This window comes from Rhodococcus sp. IEGM 1409, assembly GCF_030056735.1.
Lineage (GTDB): Bacteria > Actinomycetota > Actinomycetes > Mycobacteriales > Mycobacteriaceae > Rhodococcus_F.
Window position 1 is genome coordinate 1 of sequence record NZ_JASHKN010000050.1, and the last position, 212, is coordinate 212.

Sequence of the window (212 nt, forward strand, 5' to 3'; positions counted from 1 at the left end):
GGTCAGGATGCCCGCGAGCGTTTCCATCGCACTCTATGGGTTGCGATCATCGCCGGCTTGCTCGGCTTCGTGCTCGCACTGGCACCTCCGCTGCTTCCCGTCGTGCAGACGACGGCGACGGTCAACTGGCCGCAGACCGGCGTGATCGGCGACGTCGAGGCACCTCTGATGGCGCAGGTTGCCATCGTCGTCAACGCGTCGATCCCCTGCAC

1 protein-coding gene is annotated in these 212 nt (G+C 66.0%); it reads left to right on the plus strand.

Annotation, left to right across the window (positions count from 1 at the left end):
- On the plus strand, positions 1-212 hold a 212-nt coding region (locus QM716_RS29210), incomplete at both ends, for a hypothetical protein (RefSeq protein WP_502942179.1).